Here is a 4,683-nt window from a genome sequence, read left to right as displayed (position 1 = left end):
CCGCCGAGGCCGAGGCGCTGACCACCCTGACGCGTCTCGGCCTCGCACCGGAGCTGGTGGGCCGCCACCCCGCCCGGCTCTCCGGCGGCGAACTCCAGCGCGCGGCCCTGGCCCGCGCCCTCCTCGCCCGCCCCCGCGTCCTGATCTGCGACGAGATCACCTCGGGCCTGGACACGGTCACCCGACGTGGCATCCTCGACGTCCTCACGGGTCTGCTCGGCGACGGCGAGGGTGCCGGACCGGCTCTCGTCCTGATCACCCACGACCTGGACACCGCCGCCGTCGCCCACCGCATCGCGGTCATGGACGCCGGGGAACTGGTCGAACAGGGTCCCGCCCGACAGGTCCTCACCGCGCCGCAGCACGCCTTCACGGCCTCACTCGTCTCCACGACACGGTGGTCGGCCAGGGCCTCGCGCTGAAACCGGAGCGGACGAGGCGACCACGAGCGGTATCCGCCGACGGCACGTCAACTCGCCGTGCCGTCGGCTCACCCCCGACTCGTCGTCGCCCGCGTGCCCGCGTCCCGGGCTCCGACGGGACAAGCCGCAGAGGCAGGGGGCCGTACGGAATGCGGGCGGTACCGTTCCGGTGGCCCGGTCCGAGGAGACCGGGCTCCGACCGGTCGAGCCGGATGGCGGTGCCGCCCGCGGGAGGGTCAGAGGATCTCGACCAGCAGGTCGCCGCCCTCCACCTGCTGGATCTTGTTGATCGCCAGGCGGGACACCCGTCCGGCCTTCGAGACGGTGATGGTGGCCTCCATCTTCATCGCCTCGATGGTGGCGACCGTCGCGCCGGCCGCGACCTCGTCGCCCTCGGCGACCACGAGGGTGACCACGCCGGCGAACGGGGCGGCGACATGGCCGGGGTTGGCACGGTCGGCCTTCTCCGTGACGGGAATGTCGGAGGAGGCGGCCTTGTCGCGGATCTGGATCGGCCGCAGTTGGCCGTTCAACGTGGACATCACCGTGCGCATACCGCGTTCGTCGGCCTCGCCGACGGCCTCCAGACCGATGAGGAGCCGCACGCCGGGCTCCAGGTCGACGGCGTACTCCTTGCCGGGGCCGAGGCCGTAGAAGAAGTCCTTGCTGTCGAGGACGCTGGTGTCGCCGTAGGTCTGGCGGTGCGTCTCGAACTCGCGCGTCGGGCCGGGGAACAGCAGCCGGTTGAGGGTGGCTCGCCGGTCCTTCTCCAGTCCGGCGCGGTCCTCGGCACCGAGGTCCTCGACGGGCTTGGCGTCGGCACGGCCCTGGAGGGCCTTGCTGCGGAACGGCTCGGGCCAGCCGCCGGGCGGGGTGCCCAGCTCGCCGCGCAGGAAGCCGATGACGGAGTCGGGGATGTCGAAGCGGTCCGGGGTCGCCTCGAAGTCCGCGGGGGCCACTCCGGCGCCGACGAGGTGCAGGGCGAGGTCGCCTACCACCTTGGAGGAGGGGGTGACCTTCACGAGGTGGCCGAGGATGCGGTCGGCGGCGGTGTACATCGCCTCGATGTCCTCGAAGCGGTCGCCGAGGCCCAGCGCGACGGCCTGGGTGCGGAGGTTGGAGAGCTGGCCGCCGGGGATCTCGTGGTCGTAGACACGGCCGGTGGGTGAGGCGAGGCCCGCCTCGAAGGGGGCGTAGATGCGGCGGACGCTCTCCCAGTAGGGCTCCAGGTCGCCGACGGCCCGCAGGTCGAGGCCGGTGGGCCGGTCGGAGTAGTCGGTCGCGGCGACGATCGCCGACAGCGACGGCTGCGAGGTGGTGCCCGCCATGGAGGCCACGGCCCCGTCGACGGCGTCCGCGCCGGCCTGGATCGCGGCGAGGTAGGTGGCGAGCTGGCCGCCCGCCGTGTCGTGGGTGTGGATGTGCACCGGCAGGTCGAACTCGCGGCGCAGGGCGGTGACGAGCTTGGTGGCGGCGGGGGCGCGAAGCAGTCCCGCCATGTCCTTGACGGCGAGGACATGGGCGCCGGCCTCGACGATCTGCTCGGCCAGCCGGAGGTAGTAGTCGAGCGTGTAGAGCTGTTCGGCGGGGTTGGAGAGATCGGAGGTGTAGCAGAGGGCGACCTCGGCGACGGCCGTTCCGGTGGCCCGTACGGCGTCGATGGCGGGCCTCATCTGGCCCACGTCGTTGAGCGCGTCGAAGATCCGGAAGATGTCGATGCCGGTCTCGGTGGCCTCCTGGACGAAGGCGTCGGTGACCTCGGTCGGGTACGGCGTGTACCCGACGGTGTTGCGGCCGCGCAGCAGCATCTGGAGGCAGATGTTGGGCGCGGCGGCGCGGAACGCGGCCAGGCGCTCCCAGGGGTCCTCGGCGAGGAAGCGGAGGGCGACGTCGTAGGTGGCGCCGCCCCAGCACTCCAGGGAGAGCAGCTGCGGCAGGGTCCGGGCGACCACGGGGGCGACGGCGAGCATGTCCTTCGTACGGACCCGGGTGGCGAGCAGCGACTGGTGGGCGTCCCGGAACGTGGTGTCGGTGACACCGATGGTCGGGGACTCGCGCAGCCAGCGGGCGAAGCCCTCCGGGCCCAGCTCGACGAGTTTCTGCTTCGAGCCGGCCGGCGGTTCGGCGACGGTGGGGCGAGGCAGCTTGGTGGACGGGTCGATCAGGTCGGGTCGTGCGCCGTTCGGCTTGTTCACGGTCACGTCGGCCAGATAGGTGAGCAGCTTCGTGCCCCGGTCGGCCGAGTGGCGGGAGGTGAGCAGGTGCGGGCGCTGCTCGATGAACGACGTGGTGACGTTGCCGGACTGGAAGTCGGGGTCGTCGAGGACGGCCTGCAGGAACGGGATGTTCGTGGCGACGCCCCGGATGCGGAACTCGGCGACCGCGCGGCGGGCCCGGTTGACGGCGGTGGTGAAGTCCCGGCCCCGGCAGGTCAGCTTGACGAGCATGGAGTCGAAGTGGGCGCTGATCTCCGTACCGGCGTGGGTGGTGCCGCCGTCGAGCCGGATACCGGAGCCGCCGGGCGAGCGGTAGGCGCTGATGCGGCCGGTGTCCGGGCGGAAGCCGTTCGCCGGGTCCTCGGTGGTGATACGGCACTGGAGGGCGGCGCCGCGCAGGGTGACCTTCTCCTGGGACAGCCCGAGGTCGGCGAGCGTGGCCCCGGCGGCGATCCGGAGCTGGGACTGCACGAGGTCGACGTCGGTGACCTCCTCGGTGACCGTGTGCTCGACCTGGATGCGGGGGTTCATCTCGATGAAGACGTGGTTGCCGTCGCGGTCGAGGAGGAACTCGACGGTGCCCGCGTTGCGGTAGCCGATCTCGCGGGCGAACCGTACGGCGTCGGCGCAGATTCTCATCCGCAGATCCGGGTCGAGGTTCGGGGCCGGGGCCAGCTCGATGACCTTCTGGTGGCGGCGCTGCACCGAACAGTCGCGTTCGAAGAGGTGGATGACGTTGCCGTGGCCGTCGGCGAGGATCTGCACCTCGATGTGGCGGGGCTCCACGACGGCCTTCTCCAGGAAGACGGTGGGGTCGCCGAACGCGGAGGCGGCCTCACGGGACGCCGCCTCGATGGACTCGCGCAGCGCGGCGGGGTCCTCGACGCGGCGCATACCACGTCCGCCGCCGCCGGCGACGGCCTTGACGAACACGGGGAAGCCGACGTCGTCGGCGGCGCGGACCAGTTCGTCGACGTCGGTGGAGGGCTCGGAGGAGCCGAGGACCGGTACGCCGGCGGCGCGGGCGGCGGCCACCGCGCGTGCCTTGTTGCCCGTCAGTTCCAGGATGTGCGCGCTGGGGCCGACGAAGGTGATGCCCGCCTCCTCGCACGCCCGGGCCAGCTCGGGGTTCTCGGACAGGAACCCGTAGCCGGGGTAGACGGCGTCGGCGCCCGCGAGGCGGGCGGCGCGCATGATCTCCTCGACGGAGAGATACGCCCGCACGGGGTGTCCCGGTTCGCCGATCTCGTAGGCCTCGTCGGCCTTGAGCCGGTGCAGCGAGTTGCGGTCCTCGTGGGGGAACACGGCGACCGTCCGCGCGCCCACTTCGTAGCCTGCGCGGAACGCGCGGATCGCGATCTCGCCACGGTTGGCGACCAGTACCTTGCGGAGCATTCCGGATCCCTTCGGCCTGCCTGGTGAGGAACACCATGGTCGCGGCAATACGGCCTACGTGCCATGAGAGCCCCGTCACTGACAGGTGATCGGAGGTCTGGCCTACGTGACCGGAGTGCGGGCAGCGTGCCCGCACTCCGGTCACCCCCGCACCGCGAACTGACTCCCCGTCTTCTCGCCGTCGTCCGTGACCGCCGCGGCCACACAGCGGAAGACCCGCAGCCCCTTGTCCCATTCGGCCGCCGACGGCGGGATGATGTCGACGTTCCACTCGTCCGCGATGTCACGGCCGTCGGCGGCCATCGTCGCGGCCATGACTCTCTGTGAGCACAGCGCCTTGACGTCCGGGTGCTTGATCAGGTCCCGCGCGTTGTTGGTCATGCCGTCCTGCGGCAGCGGCGCGATCGCGAAGGTCTCCCACACGTGCTTGGTCTGGCAGTCCGCACGGCTGACGGTGACGATGCCTGAGATGTCGACGATGCCGCTCCAGCACTCCGAGGTCACGACGCACCGGCCGCCCACGCCGTCGACGTCCGTCGCGGGGCAGTTCTCCGTGGTGGTCGCCGCCCCGAACCCCGAGGTGCTCTTGTCCTCGGCGGTGGCACCGGCGGACGGCGAGGCGGTGGTGGAGGAGCCGCCCCCGCCACGGC

The 4,683-nt window shown here is 71.8% G+C and carries 2 protein-coding genes and 1 pseudogene; 1 reads left to right on the top strand and 2 read right to left on the bottom strand.

What is annotated here, in order from left to right; genetic code table 11:
* Positions 1-422, top strand: a 422-nt coding sequence (locus tag AWZ10_RS26820) for an ATP-binding cassette domain-containing protein (protein ID WP_159058343.1), incomplete at its 5' end; no start/stop codon positions are given.
* A 236-nt stretch (positions 423-658) separates the two neighbouring features.
* Here the strand turns inward: AWZ10_RS26820 and AWZ10_RS26815 are convergent.
* Entirely contained in the window at positions 659-4,033 is a 3,375-nt protein-coding gene (locus tag AWZ10_RS26815; RefSeq protein WP_060892229.1) for a pyruvate carboxylase, read from the bottom strand.
* A 141-nt stretch (positions 4,034-4,174) separates the two neighbouring features.
* Positions 4,175-4,683: pseudogene (locus AWZ10_RS26810) on the bottom strand (septum formation family protein); the annotation flags it as partial.

Origin of the sequence: Streptomyces europaeiscabiei (genome assembly GCF_001550375.1) — a bacterium.
Taxonomy (GTDB): Bacteria; Actinomycetota; Actinomycetes; order Streptomycetales; family Streptomycetaceae; genus Streptomyces; species Streptomyces europaeiscabiei.
Note: the sequence above shows the minus strand (reverse complement) of the source record. Positions and strands in the feature narration are given on the sequence as shown.